The organism is Brevundimonas sp. FG128 (assembly GCF_057809775.1).
The window spans coordinates 129,384-144,632 of sequence record NZ_JBMDKP010000001.1; the positions used below are offsets into that span (position 1 = coordinate 129,384).

Sequence of the window (15,249 nt, forward strand, 5' to 3'; positions counted from 1 at the left end):
GCAATCCACTGACACTGGGCCTCAGTATAGTACGGCGTAGTGTACGGAGTATGTACGGCCGAATAGGGGGTTTCGCCCATCCGTATCGGCGCGGTTCCTGACCACATCGGGTCGTCAGCCGGCGACGACCGCCTGAATGCCCGCGAGCAGGCTGGCCGCCGTGATGGGCTTGGGGACATGGATGTCGGCGCCGGCGGCCTGGGCCTGATCGCGGTGCTCGGCCATGGCGTTGGCGCTGAGCATGATGATGGGGGTGCGGGCCTGGGCGGGCCGCTCGGTTTCGATCCGGCGGATGGCGCGGGTGGCGGTCAGACCGTCCATGGTCGGCATCTGCATGTCCATCAGCACCAGGTCGAAGACCTCGTCCTGGAAGACCGCCAGGGCCTGGGCGCCGTCGGCGACGGTGACGATCTCGATGTCATGCGCCGCCAGGATCAGCTGCACGACCCGCTGGTTGACGGGATGATCCTCGGCCAGCAGCACGCGCAAGGGGCGCAGGGCGCGCTGGGCCTCGGTCGCCCTTACCCGTTCGCGTGTGTCGTAATCGGTCAGGGAGCCGGCGCGGACCAGGGGGATTTCGACCGTGAAGCGGCTGCCCACGTCCGGCGTCGAGGCGGCGGCGATCCGGCCGCCCATCATCTCGACCAGGGACCGGCAGATCGACAGGCCCAGGCCCGTGCCGCCAAAGCGCCGGGTGATGGTGCTGTCGGCCTGGCTGAAGCGGTCGAACAGGCGCGCGGCGTGGTCGGACGAGAAGCCGACGCCAGTGTCCTCGACCGTCAGGGTCAGCAGCGTCAGCCCGTCGGAATCCTCGTCCACCACCACGCTGACGCAGACCTTGCCCTGATGGGTGAACTTGATGGCGTTGGACAGCAGATTGTCCAGAACCTGGCCGATCCGTGTGCTGTCGCCGACGAAGACGCCGCGCGCGTCCGGATCGCGCCGGACGTTCAGCGTCAGCCCCTTGGCCTCGGCGCGCAGGCGCATGACGTCCAGCGACGCGACCAGGGCTTCGTCCAGATCAAAGGGGCGGGTCTCCAGGTCCAGCTGGCCGGCCTCGATCTTGGACACATCCAGAATGTCCGAGACCAGCCGTTCCAGCGTCACGCCCGAACTGGCGACCAGGGCGACCATCTCGGCCTGTTCGGGGCTGAGGTCGGTGCGCGACAGAGCATCGACGACGCCGATCACGCCGTTCAGGGGCGTACGGATCTCGTGGCTCATATTGGCCAGGAAGTCAGACTTGGCGCGGTTGGCGGCCTCGGCGACGGCCATGGCGTCGCGCAGGGCCTGTTCGGCGGCCAGCTTGTCGGTCACGTCGCGGGCGACGCCGAAGATGCGGTTTCCGAACCGTTGCGCCCGCCATTCTAGGGCGACGTAACGGCCGTCCTTGTGGCGGTAGCGGTTGATCTGACCCAGGACGGGATCGCCAGCCTTGCGATGCTCGACCTCCTCGATGCTGAAATAGGTTGCGGGCAGGTCGTCGGGATGGACCAGGCTGGGCAACAGGACCCCCACCAGTTCCTCGGGCCGATAGCCCAGGGTCGTGAACCAGGAGGCGCTGGCGCGCACCACCGGACCGGCCAGCTCGCGCACCACCATCAGGTCCAGCGAGACGTCGAACAGGGCGTCCATGTCCACGTCCGAGGGCGCGTCGGCATAGGGCGCGGCGGCGATCGGCAGACAGGTCATTGCGGCGTCCTTCAAACTCGCGACCTGTCTAGCCTTAGCGGGTTAAGGACGACTTTCGTCAGTAGGCGAAGTCGGCGTAGATGCGCGACACATCGCCTCGCCAGGCGCCGTGGTACAGGTCCAGCAGGCGTTCGGCCGGGGTGACGCCGCTTTCGGCGATGTCTTCCAGTTCCGACAGATAGCCGCGCTCGTCCACCATGCCGCCCGAGAATTTGGCGCGGTTCTTCAGGCCCTGTTTGGCGATGTCGACCAGGTCCACGGCGATGTCGCGCACCGACCGGCCCGCCACCTCGGCCTTCAGGCCAAGACGGGTCACGTCGCGGCGCAGGCGCTCGTGGTCGGCGATGTCCCAGTCCTTGACCAGGTCCCAGGCGGCGGCCAGCGATGGGGCGTCGTACAGGACGCCGGCCCACAGGGCGGGCAGGGCGCAGATCCGGCTCCACGGGCCGCCGTCGGCGCCGCGCATTTCCAGATAGGCTTTCAGCCGCACCTCGGGGAAGAGGGTGGTCAGATGGTCGTTCCAGTCCTTGATCGTCGGATATTCGCCGGGCAGGGCGGGCAGTTTGCCGGCCTGGAAATCGCGGAACGACTGGCCCGAGGCGTCCACGTAATGGCCGTCGCGCTTGGCGAAATACATCGGGGTGTCCAGCGCATAGTCGGCGTAGCGCTCGAAGCCGAAGCCGTCCTCGAACACGAAACCCAGCATGCCGGTGCGGTCGGCGTCGGTGTCGGTCCAGACGTTGGCGCGGGCCGACAGAAAGCCGTTCGGGCGGCCCTCGGTGAAGGGCGAACAGGCGAACAGGGCGGTGGCGATCGGCTGCAGCGCCAGCGAGGTGCGGAACTTGGCCACCATGTCGGCCTCGCTGTCGAAGTCGAGGTTCGCCTGGATGGTGCAGGTGCGCAGCATCATATCCAGGCCCAGGGTCCCGACCTTGGGCATATAGGCGCGCATGATGTCGTAGCGGCCCTTGGGCATGACCGGCACCTGCTCGCGCGTCCACAGCGGGTCGAAACCGGCGCCCAGGAAGCCGACGCCCAGCTGGTCGGCCACCTGTTTGACCTCCATCAGGTGCTGGCCGGTCTCGTTGCAGATGTCGTGGATGGTCAGAAGCGGCGCGCCCGACAGCTCGAACTGACCGCCCGGCTCCAGGCTGACCGAGGCGATGAAGCCCTCGGCGTTGCGGCGTTCAAGCCCGATCAGGACGCCGTTCTCCTCGACCGGCGCCCAGCCGAAGCGTTGCAGGCCCTCCAGCATGGCCTTGATGCCGTTCGGGCCTTCGTAGCCGGGGCGGGCCAGGGTGGTCTTGTCGAAGCCGAACTTCTCGTGCTCGGCGCCGATCCGCCACTGGTCCTTGGGCTTGGCGCCCTTGGACATGGCCTCGATCAGGGCCTCGCGGCTCAGCGGCGCGTTTTCGGTCATGCGACAGATCCCCTCCGGCGCATCCTGAGCGACCGTGTGTCGCGGCTAGATGGGCGAGGTTCGGGGCCGGCTCAAGGGGGCGCCTTTTCTTTCCCTATCGCTCGCCGCGCGGCGGCTCGCTCCTTGAGGGCGAGCGCTCAGCGGTCCCAGTCCCCCACAGCGGCTTGCCACAGGGTCATGGCGGCGATGGCGGCGGTATCCGCCCGCAGGATTCGCGGGCCCAGAGAGACGGCGGTTGTGAAGGGCAGGGACCGCAACCGCTCGCCCTCTTCCGGCGAAAAGCCGCCTTCGGGACCGATCAGGATGGACCAGGGTTGACCCAAATATCCTCCCCCATCGGGGGAGGGGGACCCCGAAGGGGTGGAGGGGGCCTGATCCGAGTTCGGCGTTCGGGGCTGGCCCCCACCACCACGCTGCGCGCGGTCCCCCTCCCCCGACGGGGGAGGAATAAGCGCCGACATCGCCGGCGCGCCGCCCGTTTCGTCGCAGAACATCAGCCGGCGCCCGGCCTCCCAGCCGTCCAAAATGGCGTCCAGTTTCATCGGATCGTCGACGGGGGGCACATCCAGCCGGCCCGTCTGTTCGGCGGCCTCTTCGGCGATGGCGTCCAGACGGTCCAGGCGGATGCGGTCCGCATTGGTCCGCTTGGTCAGGACCAGCCGCACCCGGCGCGCGCCCAGTTCTGCGGCCTTCTCCACGATGGTCTCGACCCGCGCCTTCTTCACCACGGCCACGATCAACTCCAGATCGGGACCATAGGTCTGGGGCCGCACCTGCTCCTCAGCGCGCAGGATCACGCCCTTCTTCAGGACTTCGGCGATGGTGCAGCGCCATTCGCCGTCGTGGCCGTTGAAGACCAGCAGTTCGTCTCCGACCTTCAGTCGCATGACCTGGGTCAAATAGCGCGACTGGTCGAGGGTGGGGGCGACGGCGACGGCGGCGGAAAGGGGCGATGTGACGTGAAGGCGGATCATCGCTCTACATGACGCGTGGACAATCACTTGTCATCCCGGCCGCAGCGAAGCGAAGAGCCGGGACGGACACCACTGACCACCTACCCAAGCCCGGTCGGCGCAGCCGAACCGGGCTCAGCCTTCGCCCGCACTTCGCCGTAAAGATCCAGCCAGCGTGGATTGTCTTTCTCGACCAGGGCGAACTTCCATTCTCGCAACCAGCGCTTGATGCGCTTTTCCCGCAGGATCGCCTGGTCGACGTATTGATGCGTTTCGTACCAGACCAGTTGGTCGATGCCGCGGTCCGCCGTGTAACCGGGGATCAGCCCCGACTTATGCTCAGCCACACGACGCACGATATCGTTCGTCACACCGACGTAAAGATAGCCGCAAGGGCCGCTGGCGAGCAGATAGACATAGAAGCTTTTGGCCATGACCCCGTCTCCCGGCTCAACCCTTGCGGGTTGTCCGGGAGCGGTCAAGTCGGTGCTGGATCCGTCCCCGATCTTCGCTTCGCTTCGTCGGGGATGACAAGGATGGGGGAGGCCTAAAGCGTCCGCGCGATCAGCAGCTTCATGATCTCGTTCGTGCCGCCGTAGATGCGTTGGACCCGCGCGTCCTTGTACAGCTGGGCGATGGCGTATTCGTTCATATAGCCATAGCCGCCGTGCAGTTGCAGCATCTCGTCCAGGGTCTCGCCCTGGATGTCCGTGACCCAGTATTTGGCCATTGAGGCGGTGGCGGCGTCGAGCTGGCCCTTCAGGTGCAGGCCGATGCAGTGGTCGACGAAGACCTTGGCGACGGTCAGCTTGGTCTTCACCTCGGCCAGTTTGAACTGGGTGTTCTGGAAGTCGATGACCCGTTTGCCGAAGGCCTTGCGTTCCTTGACGTAGGCCAGCGTCGCCTCCAGCCCGCGCTCGGCTGCGGCGACCCCCTGGACGGCGATGTTCAGACGTTCTTGCGGCAGTTGCTGCATCAGCTGGACGAAGCCCTGGCCCTCGGCGCCGCCGATGATGTTGTCGCCGGGGACCTTCACGTCGTTGAAGAACAGTTCGGAGGTGTCGTTCCCCTCCATGCCGATCTTGTGCAGGTTGCGGCCGCGTTCGAAGCCTTCGGCCCCGTCCGTCTCGACCACGATCAGTGACGTGCCCTTGGCACCCTCCGCTGGGTCGGTCTTGGCCACCACGATGATGAAGTTGGCCAGCTGGCCGTTGGTGATGAAGGTCTTGGAGCCGTTGACGACATAGCCGTTGCCGGACTTGACCGCCGTCGTCTTGACGCCTTGCAGGTCGGAACCCGCGCCCGGTTCGGTCATGGCGATGGCGCCGACCAGTTCGCCGGACTGGAGCCGGGGCAGCCAGCGCGCCTTCTGCTCCGGCGTGCCGTAATGCCAGATGTAGGGGGCGACGATGGCGTTGTGCAGGCTGATGCCGAAATGGTCCGCGCCCTTCCAGCCCAGCTGGCGCATCAGCACGACTTCATGGCGGTAGTCGCCGCCCATGCCGCCGTCGTCCTCGGGCATGGACAGGCCCAAGAGGCCGTCGGTCCCGGCCTGGGTCCACAGGTCGCGTGGCACGCTGGAATTGGCGATCCAGGACTGGACCTTCTCCGGCGGCGCGTGCTCGTCGATCCATTTGCCGACGCTGTCGGAGAAGAGGGTGATCTCTTCTTCGCGCATGAAATCGGGGTCGGGGCTGCCCAGCACGTTCATTGTCATGTCTCCTCCCCACTCCGTGGGGAGGGGGACCGCGAAGCGGTGGAGGGGCTCTGTCCACCGCTGGGTTTCAGGAACGAGCGACGGAAAGAGCCCCTCCGTCACGGCGCCGAAGAAGAGGCGCCGCGCCACCTCCCCGCAAAGCGGGGAGGAGACGGGTTATCCTCAGAACGCCTCGGCCGGCATGGCCATCAGGACGTCGGCGCCGGTCTTCATCTTGGCCAGGTGGGCGCCGGCGTCGGGCAGGATGCGCTCGACGAAGTAGCGGCCGGTCTGGAGCTTGGTGGCGTAATACGGGTCGGTCGAACCCGCCTCGACCTGTCCTTGAGCCACCTTGGCCATCTGCGCCCACATATAGGCCATCGCCGTCAGGCCGAAGAGGTTCAGATAGTCGGTCGAGGCGGCGCCGGCGTTGTCCGGGTTGGCCATGCCGTTCTGCATCAGCCACATGGTGCCGTCCTGCAGCTTGGCCTTGGTGTCGGCCAGGCCTTCGACGAAAGGCTTGATGGCTTCATTGCCGCCGTTCTCGGCGACGAAGGCGTCGATCTCGCCGAACCAGGTCATGATGGCTCGACCGCCGGCCGCGGGCAGCTTGCGGCCGACCAGGTCGAGCGCCTGGATGCCGTTGGTGCCTTCGTAGATCATGGTGATGCGGGCATCGCGCAGATACTGCGAGGCGGGGAAGTGTTCGGTGTAGCCCGAACCGCCGTGGACCTGCATGCCCAGCGAGGCGACATGGAAGCCCTTGTCGGTCAGATAGGCCTTCAGCACGGGCGTCAGCAGGCCCATGTAATCCTTGGCCTTGGTCGCGACGGCCTCGTCTTCGGACTTCTCAAGGTCGGCGTGCAGGGCGGTCCACAGGATGAAGGCCTGGCCGCCTTCGACGAAGGCGCGGGCCTCCAGCAGCATGCGGCGCACGTCGGGGTGGACCATGATCGAGTCAGCCGGGCCGTCCGGGTTCTTGGGTCCGGTCAGACTGCGGCCCTGCAGGCGGTCCTTGGCGAACTCGACGGCGGCCTGATAGGCGGCGTTGCCGATGGCCAGACCTTGCAGGCCGGTGCCCAGGCGGGCCTCGTTCATCACCACGAACATGTTGTTCATGCCGCGGCCTTCTTCGCCGATCAGCCAGCCCTTGGCGCCGTCGTACTGCATCACGGCGGTGGCGTTGCCGTGGATGCCCATCTTGTGCTCAAGCCCGGCGCATTCCAGCGTGTTGCGCTCGCCCAGCGACCCGTCCTCGTTGACCAGGAACTTGGGCACGACGAACAGCGACAGGCCCTTGATGCCCGGAACCGCGCCCTCGACGCGGGCCAGGACCGTGTGGATGATGTTGTCGGCGAAGTCGTGCTCGCCGGCCGAGATCCAGATCTTCTGTCCGGTGATGGAATAGCTTCCGTCGCCGTTCGGCACGGCCTTGGTGCGCACCATGCCCAGATCCGTGCCGCACTGGGGCTCGGTCAGGTTCATCGTGCCGGACCATTCGCCGGTCGCCATCTTGGGCAGATATTTCGCCTTCAGCTCGTCCGAGGCGTTGGCGTGGATGCCGGCATAGGCGCCGGCGGTCAGGCCCGGATACATCGAGAAGGCCGCCGAGGCGCCGGCCGTCATCTGACCGAAGGCCGAGGCCACCACGCTGGGCATGCCCTGACCGCCGTAGGCCGGGTCGGCGGCCAGCGCCATCCAGCCGGCTTCCGACATGGCCTTGTAGGCTTCCTTCCAGCCCTTGGGACCGGTCACCACGCCGCCCTCGGACCAGTGACAGCCCTCCTTGTCGCCCGGATTGTTGATCGGAGCGATCACTTCGTCGGCGAACTTGGCGCCTTCTTCCAGGATCTGGCCGACCAGATCCGAAGAGACGTCCTGGAAGCCCGGCTGGTTGGTGTAGCGGTCGATCTCCAGCACTTCATTCAGGATGAAGGTGAAGTCGCGGACAGGCGCCTTGTAGGCCATGGATTACGCTCTTGCTTTGAAGGGGTGGTGATGATCGTGGTTGAGACGCGCGCGCAGCAGCTTCTCATAGTCTTCGGCGCCCGGCAGCAGGTCGGGGCGGTGTTCGGAAAGCTTGGATTCCATCCAGTTGCAGGCCTGTTCGGCCGTCTCGATGGCGCCTTCGATGTCTTCCAGCTGCTGTTTCAGCGCCGCGATCTGGGCGCGGTGCCGCACCAGGGCCACCGCCATCTGATGGACGTTGTGGTCCTTCTGATCATAGAGATCCATCATGTCCTGGATCTCCTGAAGGGTGAAGCCGATGCGGCGGCCCCTCAGGATCAGTTTCAGCCGGGCGCGGTCGCGGGCGTCATAGACGCGCGTCTGTCCCTTGCGCGCAGGGGTCAGCAGGCCCTTGTCTTCATAGAATCGAAGGGCGCGCGCCGTGGCCCCGAACTCGCGGCAGAGCTGGCGGATGGAATAGGTGCGGTGGTCGTCGGCGGTGGCCATGACCCAACATAACTTGACGTGCGCGTAAAGGGAAGCGCTTTACGCGCACGTAAGGGTAAGCTTTTTGCGAGGCCGGTTTTCAGGCATGAAAAAGCCCGGAACCTGGGGGGAGGTTCCGGGCGCAAACGCCGGACTGGAGGGGGGAGGGGTCCGGCGCTCGATCTCTTTCAGAAGGCGATCAGGCCTTGCGGCGGCCCAGCAGAACCGGGACGGTCAGGGCCAGCAGAATGGCGTTGACCACCGCCAGGCCGACGTCCTGGCTCAGCGCATGGATGACCAGCATGGTCGATTCCAGCACGACCAGGCCGACCGAAGCCGTCAGCAGCAGGGGGCGGCCGACGCGCCACGAGATCAGCGGGCTGAGCACGCCCAGCGCCAGCACCAGCTCGACGACGCCGATGCCGCGCACCATGTTCTCGGGGGCCACGGCGGGCCAGCCCATCAGGTTGATCAGATTGGTCATCGGCTCGGTCAGCTTGGCGTAGCCGGCGGCGATGAAGAACATCGCGATCCAGCCCTGCAACGTCCACAGGGCGATGTTGCGATAGGCGGTGCGCGACGGGGCGGTGGTGAAGGTCGAGGTGGTCATCGGGGGAGGAACCTGGATTTCGTAACAGTCGCGATATCGGATTGGGATGTCCGGTTCGCAAGGGGTATATAGCGGCGCTCTCCAGATTTGTCATCACGCGATGACATCAACTGATGACATCAGTTGATGACTTTGTGTTTCAGGGCCGGCGCGAATGCCCGATTCGCGCCGGCCATGCAACGGGTTCTGACGATTCCCCCGTCTCAGCCCTCGGGCTGCGGTCCCGGCGTCTGGACAATCAGGTCGCCGGGCTGGCAGTCCAGCTCGCGGCACAGGGCGTCTAGGGTGGAGAAGCGCACGGCCCGGGCCTTGCCGGTCTTGAGGATCGACAGGTTGGCCAGGGTGACGCCGACGCGGTCGGACAGTTCGGTCAGCGACATGCGGCGTTCGAGCAGCAGGCGGTCCAGCTGGATCATGATCATGGCGCGCCGCTCTCAGACCGTGGTCATCTGTTCGTCGCGCATGGCCGACCCCTGCCGGAACACCTCGGCCAGGATGAAGACCACGAGGATGCCCAGCCAGGACCCCAGGCTGAAATCGTAGTCGGACGCGGATTGGCCGATGGCCTGGGGCGCAACGATGGCCAGCATCAGGGCGGTCAGCTGGATGCCCAGCAGGCCGAAACCCACGGCCTGAAGCCGTTTGACGTTGGCGAGCTCGAAGGCGTCGCCCTGATTGACCGACAACAGGATGCGTCGCAGCCGGTTGATGACCCACCAGGTCAGGCCGCAGGCCAGGAAGGCCCCCAGCAGCGTCAGGTGGCCGGTCAGTTCGACGTTACCACCAGAACTCGTTGCCTCTTCGCGCAGCGCGTCCATCCATTGTACGCCGACGACCATGCTGGCGATCAGCGCGCAGCCGACAGCAATGGCGCCGATCATGACGAAGACGTTGAGGAAGCCCAGCAGCCACCGCAGAGCGCTGGCGGCCGACCGTTTGCCGACGAGTTTCATCTTGATAGCCCTTCCAAACGGGTCGCCCTCCGCGACCGCCTTGGTGACTATCGATATGGATTTATCGATAAACGGGCAAGAACATTATCGATAAACGAGATGAAGCTTTCGTAAGGTTCGTATCAGGCGCTGAAGCCCCAGGCGACGCGGGCCGCCTCCAGCCGGGCCAGCTTGGCGTGGAAGGGCGTCCAGTCGTCATTGGCGTCGATGGCGGCCCAGATCGCCTCGACCTCGTCGATCAGCATCTCCTCGGGCTCGCGGGCGGCGAACATAGGATGCTCCAGCCGTTCGACCCGGTCGGGCTCATGCTCCAGCAGGGCGAAGCGGAAGGCGTCGAAGGCCTCGCCCTGATACGATTTCGCGCGCGGTCCCGACAGGGCGCGGGCCGAGGAGGCGAAGCCGCCGAACCAGTCGAAGAACAGCGGCTCCCACCGCATCGCCGCGCCGCCTTCTCTCAACAGCGCCAGGGTCGCATCGACCAGCCGCTGATCCGCCGCCTCGCCCAGGCTCAGCACCCCCAGCCGCATCAGGAAGGCGGCGCGCAGTTCACGGATATAGGCCGGCCCGAACCCGTTCAGCGCCTGGGTCAACGGCTCCACATCGGCGACCAGTTTCAGACAGCCCGCCAGCTGCGTCAGGTTCCAGAACACCGCCTCGGGCTGGCGCGCGAAGGCGTAAAGGCCGGTCTGGTCGAAATAGGCGGCGGTGAAGGCCGGGTCGTAGTCGGGCAGGAACCGCCAGGGGCCGTAGTCGAAGCTCTCGCCCGTGACGTTCAGATTGTCGGTGTTCAGCACCGCGTGCACGAACCCCGCCGCGATCCAGCGCGCGGTCAGTTTCGCCGAGGCCTCGACGATGGCGGTCAGCAGGCCGGGCGCATCCCCGGCGGCGACCGTCGGGTGATAAAGGGTGCGGACGTGCTCGATCAGTGTCTCGATCTGATCGACCCGCCCCAGATAGGCCGCGCGCTGGAAGGTGCCGAACCGCACATGGCTGTGCGACAGCCGCACCAGAACGGCGGAACGCGTCGGCGACGGCTCGTCCCCGCGCTCCAGCGCCTCGCCGGTCTCGATCAGGGAGAAGGCGCGGCTGGTGGGGACGCCTTGCGCCTCCAGCATCGACGCCGCCAGCACCTCGCGCAGCCCGCCCTTCAGCGTCAGCCGCCCGTCCCCGCTGCGCGACCAGGGCGTCCGGCCCGAGCCTTTCGTTCCCAAATCCATCAGACGGTCGGCGCCATCCCGCATCTGCGCCGCCAGGAAGCCGCGCCCGTCGCCCAGGTCGGGATTGTAGTGGCGGAACTGATGGCCGTGATAGCGCATGGCGATCGGCCCCGGCTGACCCGGCAGCGGCTCGAACCGACCGAAGGCGGCGATCCATTCCGCCGCGCTCAGCCCCTCCAGCCCCACCTCGGCGGCGGCGCGGTCGTTGCGGAACCGCACCACGGTCTGCGGGAAGTCCCCCGCCTTCACGGCGTCGGCGTAATCCGGCCCCAGGTCGAAGAAGCGCGGTTCGGGACGATAGGCGGGGGAAGGGGGCATGGGGGCTAGGTGCGTCGGACCCTGCGCAAGTGCAACGGCGAAGGACCATTTTATCCCGGCGAACTAGCCCGCCCCCAGCAGATCCGACCAGCGCCAGCTGCCCTTGCCCAGCGCCAGTTGCGCGCCGCCGGCCCGGTCTTCCAGCTTTAGAACGGCCAGTCATCCGCTGGGTCTTGCACTCGGCCGGGGCGAAGGCGACTTCCAGGGCGATGGCCTGGCGCACGCCGGCCAGACCCTTGCCCGACTGATTGCGGCTCTGCAGCCAGTCGCCGTTCCACACCAGGATGGCGCGGCCATTGGCGTCCATTTCCTGGGCGGCGGCGATGACGGCGCGGCGCACCGCCAGGTCGTCGCGCACCGCGTCCTGGACCCAGCGCACCATGTCGCACGATCCGCCGCCTGACCCGGAGCCTGAGCCGGTCCCGCCCGATCCGCCGCCGCCGCCCACGCCGGCTCCCCCGCCGCCCGGACCTGCGCCCACGGTCATGGCGCCGGCCAGTTGCGCTGCGCCCAACAAGGGCAGGGGCGGTCCCGGCGGCGCGGGCGCGGCGGGCAGGGGTTCGACGTCGGGGGGGCGCTTCGTGACGACCAGCCGGGGGCGGGCTGCGGCGACGGCGGGCGGGCGGCGCTGCGGCGCGGGCCTCAGCGGCGTTGGCGTCTCGGCCGCCGCCGCCGGAGCGTCGGGCTGGGGCGAGGGATCGGGCGCGATGATCCGGGCGGGCGACGGAGGAGGGGGCGGATCGACCAGTTCGACCATCACCGGAGGCTCTTCCGGCGTCAGCGCAGGCAACGGCGTCGGCCGCACAGCCGTCATGATCAGCACCACGGCCGCGTGACCCGCGACCACGAAGGCGACGGCGAGCGGCCATCGCCGGCTCCGGCCGGGGTGCGCCGGATGGCTCAATCGCCCAACCGTGATGCGGTGTGAACCATCGGTCGCATGGTCATCAGCAACGAACGCCTGTAAAAAATCACGACGACCTGTTGAAAACATTCGGTCGCGGCAGGAACGTGGCGTCGGGGAAATACAACCGATCGCTGCGCAAGATCAGAGCCAGATCAGCGCGTCCGCCATGGCGAAGCCTTATGGCGGCCCAACGTCCGATCTCGCGCCCAGGTTCCACGCCTGCGCAATAATAGTGCGGAAAAGCGCGTTTCCTTACGGCTAAGCTGACATTTTCCTGCCCAAAGCACGTCATTACTCCGCCTTCTCGCCTACGCCATTTTCATCTTGCGCATGAACTGGGCGTGGCGCCCCCGGCAAGAAGGAGACAGAACTTGAGCAGATCGAAACTCAGGACGGCGGTCGTCGGCGGCGCCCTCATCGCCCTCGGCTTTGCGGCCAGCGGCTGCGCCAGCCACCGTTTCGTGCGTGATCAGGTCGAGGTCGTCGACAACCGCGTGACCACCGTCGAAGGCACCGCAGGCCAAGCCCTGCAACGCGCCAACGACGCCCACAAACTGGCCGAGGGCAAGTTCCTCTATCAGGTCGTCCTGTCCGACGATTCCGTGAAATTCCCCACCGACGCCTCGGCCCTTTCGCCCGAAGCCGAGCAGCGCCTGGCCCAGTTCGCCCAGCGTCTGCAGGCGAGAACAAGAACGTCTATCTGGAAATCCAGGGCTATACGGACGCCACCGGCCCCGTCGAGCACAACAACGAACTGGGCGAACAGCGCGCCGAGGCCGTTCGTCGCTTCCTGAACCGTCAGGGCGTCGCCCTGAACCGGATGTCGACCATCTCCTACGGCCCGGAAGAGCCGGTCGCCTCCAACGACACCCCGGAAGGCCGTTCGCAGAACCGCCGCGTGACCATCGTGGTCCTCGCCTAGGTCTTTGCGCGCTTGAAACACCGGAACGGCGGCCGCTTCGCAGCGGCCGCCGTTTTCGTTTCTACAGCGTGTCGAAGAAGGCGGGCACGGCTTGCGTCGCCGGCCCATAGACGCCTTCGTCGAACAGGCGCGCGCCCTGCGTCGGCTCCAGATTGATCTCCACCGTCCGCGCCCCGGCATGGCGCGCGGCCTGCACGAACCCCGCCGCGGGGATAGACCGCCCCCGACGTGCCGATGGAGACGAACAGGTCGCAGGCCTCCAGCGCCCCCTCGATCCGCTCCATCTCCAGCGGCATCTCACCGAACCAGACGATGTGCGGCCGCATCCGCCCCTGCCGATGATGCGGCGAGGCCTCATCCGCCGCCATGTCGCCGGGCCAGTCCGCCACCACTCCCGACCGGGTGCAGCGGGCCTTCAGCAGTTCGCCGTGCATATGGATCAGGTCGAACCCGGCCGCAGGCGGCATGTCACGATGCGCCCGGTCGTGCAGATCATCGACGTTCTGCGTCACCAGCAGGAACGCCCCTTCCCACCGCGCCGCCAGATCGGCCAGCGCCCGATGCGCCGCGTTCGGCTCGACCTGGGCCAACTGCCGCCGCCGCTGATTGTAGAAGGCCTGCACCCGTCCCGGATCGGCCGCATACCCCTGCGGCGTCGCCACCTCCTCGACCCTGTGCCCGCACCACAGCCCGTCGTCGGCCCGAAACGTCGGCACCCCGCTCTCGGCCGATATGCCGGCGCCGGTCAGGACGACGAGGTTGCGATGGGTCATGGCCTTCGTTCTCCCGGGCCGCCCTCCCCGGCGACCGCTTTTGACGCACGCGTCTGCTAGACCTCGCGCGTCGCCGGGGAGGGCGGCACCGGGACCCGGTGGAAAAGTGCACGAAAGTGCACTCAAAAAAAATGTGACGCCACAAGTGCACATGTCGGGCTGGCGCTCACGCCGTCGCTCGTGAGAAACAGGCGCAAATCAAGGAGCCCGCCATGAAAACCCGCGCCGCCGTCGCCTTCGAGGCCAAACGCCCGCTCGAGATCGTCGAGGTCGATCTGGAAGGGCCGCGCGCCGGCGAGGTGCTGATCGAGATCAAGGCCACCGGCATCTGCCACACCGACGCCTATACGCTGGACGGCCTGGACTCTGAGGGCATCTTCCCGAGCATCCTGGGGCACGAGGGCGCGGGCGTGGTGGTCGAGGTGGGTCCGGGCGTGACCTCGGTCGCGGTCGGCGATCACGTCATCCCGCTGTACACGCCGGAATGCCGCCAGTGTAAGTCGTGCCTGTCGCGCAAGACCAACCTGTGCACCTCGATCCGCTCGACCCAGGGCAAGGGCGTCATGCCCGACGGCACCAGCCGCTTCAGCTACAAGGGCCAGGCCATCGCCCACTATATGGGCTGCTCGACCTTCTCGAACTTCACCGTCCTGCCCGAGATCGCGGTGGCCAAGATCCGCAAGGACGCGCCCTTCGACAAGGCCTGCTACGTCGGCTGCGGCGTGACGACGGGCGTGGGCGCCGTGGTCAACACGGCCAAGGTCGAGCCGGGCGCCAACGCCGTGGTCTTCGGTCTGGGCGGCATCGGGCTGAACGTCATCCAGGGGCTGAAGATGGTCGGCGCCGACATGATCGTCGGCGTGGACATCAACGGCGACAAGGAAGAGTGGGGCCGTCGCTTCGGCATGACCCATTTCGTCAATCCGAAGGAGGTGTCCGACGTGGTGGCCCATCTGGTCGAACTGACCGACGGCGGCGCGGACTACACCTTCGACTGCACCGGCAACACGGTCGTCATGCGCCAGGCGCTTGAGGCCTGCCACCGCGGCTGGGGCGAGAGCGTCGTCATCGGCGTCGCCGAATCCGGCAAGGAGATCGCCACCCGCCCGTTCCAGCTGGTCACGGGGCGGGTGTGGCGGGGAAGCGCCTTCGGCGGCGCGCGCGGCCGCACCGACACGCCCAAGATCGTCGACTGGTACATGGACGGCAAGATCGAGATCGACCCGATGATCACCCACACCTTCGGCCTGGAAGACATCAACAAGGCCTTCGACCTGATGCACGAAGGCAAGAGCATCCGCAGCGTCGTGGTGTTCTGACGCCTTGCACGTCGCGCAGTTCGTTGTCTAAAGAAA

The 15,249-nt window shown here is 66.9% G+C and carries 13 protein-coding genes and 2 pseudogenes; 3 read left to right on the forward strand and 12 right to left on the reverse strand.

Annotated features, from left to right (window positions below; all coding sequences use genetic code 11):
* Positions 1–114: 114 nt before the first annotated feature.
* The 11 genes from ACODSC_RS00695 to ACODSC_RS00745 form a co-directional block, all read right to left on the reverse strand.
* A complete protein-coding gene (locus tag ACODSC_RS00695; protein WP_488810863.1) occupies positions 115–1,692 on the reverse strand; it encodes an ATP-binding protein in 1,578 nt (525 codons plus the stop codon).
* Positions 1,693–1,750: 58 nt separating this feature from the next.
* The gene (locus tag ACODSC_RS00700) at positions 1,751–3,112 is read right to left on the reverse strand and encodes a glutamate--cysteine ligase (protein ID WP_488810865.1); all 1,362 of its coding nucleotides are present in this window, start codon (positions 3,110–3,112) and stop codon (positions 1,751–1,753) included.
* A 137-nt stretch (positions 3,113–3,249) separates the two neighbouring features.
* Positions 3,250–4,086: a 16S rRNA (uracil(1498)-N(3))-methyltransferase gene (locus ACODSC_RS00705; protein ID WP_488810867.1), complete on the reverse strand. Its 837-nt coding sequence runs from the start codon at positions 4,084–4,086 to the stop codon at positions 3,250–3,252.
* Between the two features lie 80 nt (positions 4,087–4,166).
* Positions 4,167–4,499, reverse strand: coding sequence for a GIY-YIG nuclease family protein (locus ACODSC_RS00710; protein WP_488810869.1), 333 nt, complete (start codon positions 4,497–4,499; stop codon positions 4,167–4,169).
* A gap of 113 nt (positions 4,500–4,612) precedes the next feature.
* Complete coding sequence (locus tag ACODSC_RS00715) at positions 4,613–5,776, reverse strand: acyl-CoA dehydrogenase family protein (RefSeq protein WP_488812120.1); 1,164 nt, start codon at positions 5,774–5,776, stop codon at positions 4,613–4,615.
* A gap of 168 nt (positions 5,777–5,944) precedes the next feature.
* Positions 5,945–7,729 carry an acyl-CoA dehydrogenase C-terminal domain-containing protein gene (locus tag ACODSC_RS00720; RefSeq protein WP_488810871.1) on the reverse strand — a complete coding sequence of 595 codons (1,785 nt, stop codon included), beginning with the start codon at positions 7,727–7,729 and terminating at the stop codon, positions 5,945–5,947.
* 3 nt (positions 7,730–7,732) lie between these two features.
* Complete coding sequence (locus ACODSC_RS00725) at positions 7,733–8,215, reverse strand: MerR family transcriptional regulator (RefSeq protein ID WP_135193530.1); 483 nt, start codon at positions 8,213–8,215, stop codon at positions 7,733–7,735.
* Between the two features lie 178 nt (positions 8,216–8,393).
* Positions 8,394–8,804: a DoxX family protein gene (locus ACODSC_RS00730; protein ID WP_488810874.1), complete on the reverse strand. Its 411-nt coding sequence runs from the start codon at positions 8,802–8,804 to the stop codon at positions 8,394–8,396.
* Between the two features lie 203 nt (positions 8,805–9,007).
* Positions 9,008–9,226 carry a helix-turn-helix domain-containing protein gene (locus tag ACODSC_RS00735; RefSeq protein WP_184279353.1) on the reverse strand — a complete coding sequence of 73 codons (219 nt, stop codon included), beginning with the start codon at positions 9,224–9,226 and terminating at the stop codon, positions 9,008–9,010.
* 12 nt (positions 9,227–9,238) lie between these two features.
* On the reverse strand, positions 9,239–9,757 hold the full coding sequence (locus ACODSC_RS00740; protein ID WP_488810876.1) for a DUF2975 domain-containing protein: 519 nt from the start codon (positions 9,755–9,757) through the stop codon (positions 9,239–9,241).
* 122 nt (positions 9,758–9,879) lie between these two features.
* Entirely contained in the window at positions 9,880–11,292 is a 1,413-nt protein-coding gene (locus ACODSC_RS00745) for a protein adenylyltransferase SelO (RefSeq protein ID WP_488810878.1), read from the reverse strand.
* Between the two features lie 296 nt (positions 11,293–11,588).
* On the opposite strand from ACODSC_RS00745, the gene ACODSC_RS00750 reads away from it, so the two are divergent.
* Together ACODSC_RS00750 and ACODSC_RS00755 are read left to right on the forward strand one after the other, a co-directional pair.
* Positions 11,589–12,128, forward strand: coding sequence for a hypothetical protein (locus ACODSC_RS00750; protein ID WP_488810880.1), 540 nt, complete (start codon positions 11,589–11,591; stop codon positions 12,126–12,128).
* Positions 12,129–12,570: 442 nt separating this feature from the next.
* A pseudogene (locus ACODSC_RS00755) lies at positions 12,571–13,121 on the forward strand (OmpA family protein).
* A 61-nt stretch (positions 13,122–13,182) separates the two neighbouring features.
* On the opposite strand, the pseudogene ACODSC_RS00760 reads toward ACODSC_RS00755, so the two are convergent.
* Positions 13,183–13,894, reverse strand: a pseudogene (locus ACODSC_RS00760) (NAD-dependent deacylase).
* 212 nt (positions 13,895–14,106) lie between these two features.
* On the opposite strand from ACODSC_RS00760, the gene ACODSC_RS00765 reads away from it, so the two are divergent.
* Positions 14,107–15,213: an S-(hydroxymethyl)glutathione dehydrogenase/class III alcohol dehydrogenase gene (locus tag ACODSC_RS00765; RefSeq protein WP_488810882.1), complete on the forward strand. Its 1,107-nt coding sequence runs from the start codon at positions 14,107–14,109 to the stop codon at positions 15,211–15,213.
* Positions 15,214–15,249 lie beyond the last annotated feature (36 nt).

Bases quoted from the DNA above. Each gene is read 5' to 3' on its own strand.
- ACODSC_RS00695 (WP_488810863.1), bottom strand. From the start codon at position 1,692: ATGACCTGTCTGCCGATCGCCGCCGCGCCCTATGCCGACGCGCCCTCG.
- ACODSC_RS00700 (WP_488810865.1), bottom strand. From the start codon at position 3,112: ATGACCGAAAACGCGCCGCTGAGCCGCGAGGCCCTGATCGAGGCCATG.
- ACODSC_RS00705 (WP_488810867.1), bottom strand. From the start codon at position 4,086: ATGATCCGCCTTCACGTCACATCGCCCCTTTCCGCCGCCGTCGCCGTC.
- ACODSC_RS00710 (WP_488810869.1), bottom strand. From the start codon at position 4,499: ATGGCCAAAAGCTTCTATGTCTATCTGCTCGCCAGCGGCCCTTGCGGC.
- ACODSC_RS00715 (WP_488812120.1), bottom strand. From the start codon at position 5,776: ATGAACGTGCTGGGCAGCCCCGACCCCGATTTCATGCGCGAAGAAGAG.
- ACODSC_RS00720 (WP_488810871.1), bottom strand. From the start codon at position 7,729: ATGGCCTACAAGGCGCCTGTCCGCGACTTCACCTTCATCCTGAATGAA.
- ACODSC_RS00725 (WP_135193530.1), bottom strand. From the start codon at position 8,215: ATGGCCACCGCCGACGACCACCGCACCTATTCCATCCGCCAGCTCTGC.
- ACODSC_RS00730 (WP_488810874.1), bottom strand. From the start codon at position 8,804: ATGACCACCTCGACCTTCACCACCGCCCCGTCGCGCACCGCCTATCGC.
- ACODSC_RS00735 (WP_184279353.1), bottom strand. From the start codon at position 9,226: ATGATCATGATCCAGCTGGACCGCCTGCTGCTCGAACGCCGCATGTCG.
- ACODSC_RS00740 (WP_488810876.1), bottom strand. From the start codon at position 9,757: ATGAAACTCGTCGGCAAACGGTCGGCCGCCAGCGCTCTGCGGTGGCTG.
- ACODSC_RS00745 (WP_488810878.1), bottom strand. From the start codon at position 11,292: ATGCCCCCTTCCCCCGCCTATCGTCCCGAACCGCGCTTCTTCGACCTG.
- ACODSC_RS00765 (WP_488810882.1), top strand. From the start codon at position 14,107: ATGAAAACCCGCGCCGCCGTCGCCTTCGAGGCCAAACGCCCGCTCGAG.